This window comes from Anaerolineales bacterium (assembly GCA_022866145.1).
Lineage (GTDB): Bacteria > Chloroflexota > Anaerolineae > Anaerolineales > E44-bin32 > PFL42.
In genome coordinates this window covers 1-1645 of record JALHUE010000440.1, presented here as the reverse complement: position 1 = coordinate 1645, position 1645 = coordinate 1, and the positions used below count along the sequence as shown (strand labels likewise).

Sequence of the window (1645 nt, the reverse complement as noted above, 5' to 3'; positions counted from 1 at the left end):
CCGCATCCGATTGCCGCACACGGTGCGCGTTGGACAAGCTGGCTCGCCGAGCAGGTGCGTGAAGAGCGTCGGCTTCGGGACCGCGCGGAACGGAGCAGGTCACAGCGTCCGAGCCAACTGGTATTATCCGGATGCGAGCAACGGGGTGGGCCACTTTCGGCCGGTCCCGTTGCCTGACAAGAGCGCCAAAGGAGTGAGCACCCATGACCGGACAGCAGCTCGACCTCTCGCAGGTCTTCCAGATTGTGGCGAGCGCGCTGGCCCAGGATCGTGACAACTTAAGCCGCGCCGACGCGTACAACAGCAACCATGGTGACAACATCGTTCAGGCGTTCCAGACGATCACCATGGCGCTGGCCGAGAAGCAGAATGCTCCTCAGGGGAAGCAACTCGCCCATGCCAGCCAGAAGCTGACGCAACAGCCCAGCGGCTCGGCCCAGTTCTACGCCCAGGGCCTGGCGGAGGCCGCCCGGGAATCCAAGCAGGGCAAGCTGGACGCCGCTGATGCTGTGCGCCTGGCGCAGGTTCTGCTGGGCGGCGGCAAGCCGGCCGGCAGCGATGCCGGGCTGGACAATGTGTTGGCCGGGGTGATGGGAGCGCTGGGCGGGGGCTCTTCCCCCGGCCGCGGCAAGAGCGGCACGTCCGACGATCTGGTCTCCGCCGGCGTAGCGTTCCTCGCCTCCCCGCAGGGGCAGCAGCTTGTCGCCAGTCTGCTCCAGTCCCTGACCGCCGGCGAGCAGAAGCAACCCGCACCGCACCGCGCCGAGTCGGGCGCCCTGATCGCGGGTACACTCATGCAGGCGATTGGCGCCCTCACCGCAAGGCGCTGATCGCTCTCGGCGACGTATCTCACCGACAGGTTGAAGGGCCGTTCCATGGGGGAACGGCCCGTTCGATTCGAACGCGACCGACTGAGCCGCCCGTCGCACTCAAGTCTTGTAGGCCCGCGCCGCCTGCATGCCGCGCCGCACCATTGCCTGCGCACGCTGCTCGGCCTCATGCAGGATGCGCACCTCGTCCAGCGTCTGCAGCTCCTGGTTGTGCATCAGCCCGCTTCCGTCGATCACCTCGTCGGCGACCAGATCCTTCGGGGCCTTGCCTAGGTGTGCGATCCGACCGTCGATGACGACTAGATCCGCGTCTTTCAGGATGGTCCCTGCCTCGTCGAGGGTCACAACGGCGAGGTGCTGGATGTGGGTTGGAGTCATGGATCATCTCCCGCGCGCAAGGCGGCCGGCCATGGATGGCGCAGTCGAGCCATCCTCGCCGCGATAGCCAGCACGGCGTAACCGACGAATGGTGTCGCTTCCTATGCCTGCCCTCTGCGCCAGGTCTCGGCATGGGACCTGGAGGGCATTGGCGGCCCATCACTTGCTTTCCGTATCGTCCGGCCGAGAATCGTCTGTGCACCTGCTCGGCACGAAGGCACAGGAGGCCACGCATGATCGCCCAGGATCCGCATTCCTACCGCGACCCAGCCCAACCCGCCATCCGAGATATCGAGTTCGACTTCCATTTTGATTTCGACAACCGAACGACCCACGGGCACGCCCGGTATGCGCTCGATCGCCCCGGCGGCGGTCCGCTCTTCCTCGACACGCACGCCATCAAGATCCAGCGGGTGCAGGCCGGAGAGGCATCGGTG

The 1645-nt window shown here is 66.3% G+C and carries 3 protein-coding genes; 2 read left to right on the top strand and 1 reads right to left on the bottom strand.

The window, feature by feature from the left end:
* Positions 1 to 203: 203 nt before the first annotated feature.
* Positions 204 to 830: a hypothetical protein gene (locus MUO23_13140; protein ID MCJ7513895.1), complete on the top strand. Its 627-nt coding sequence runs from the start codon at positions 204 to 206 to the stop codon at positions 828 to 830.
* Between the two features lie 99 nt (positions 831 to 929).
* Here MUO23_13140 and MUO23_13135 read toward each other — a convergent pair whose 3' ends face one another.
* Positions 930 to 1208, bottom strand: a complete 279-nt coding sequence (locus tag MUO23_13135) for a hypothetical protein (GenBank protein ID MCJ7513894.1) — start codon at positions 1206 to 1208, stop codon at positions 930 to 932.
* Between the two features lie 233 nt (positions 1209 to 1441).
* Here MUO23_13135 and MUO23_13130 point away from each other — a divergent pair.
* On the top strand, positions 1442 to 1645 hold a 204-nt coding region (locus MUO23_13130; GenBank protein MCJ7513893.1), incomplete at its 3' end, for a hypothetical protein.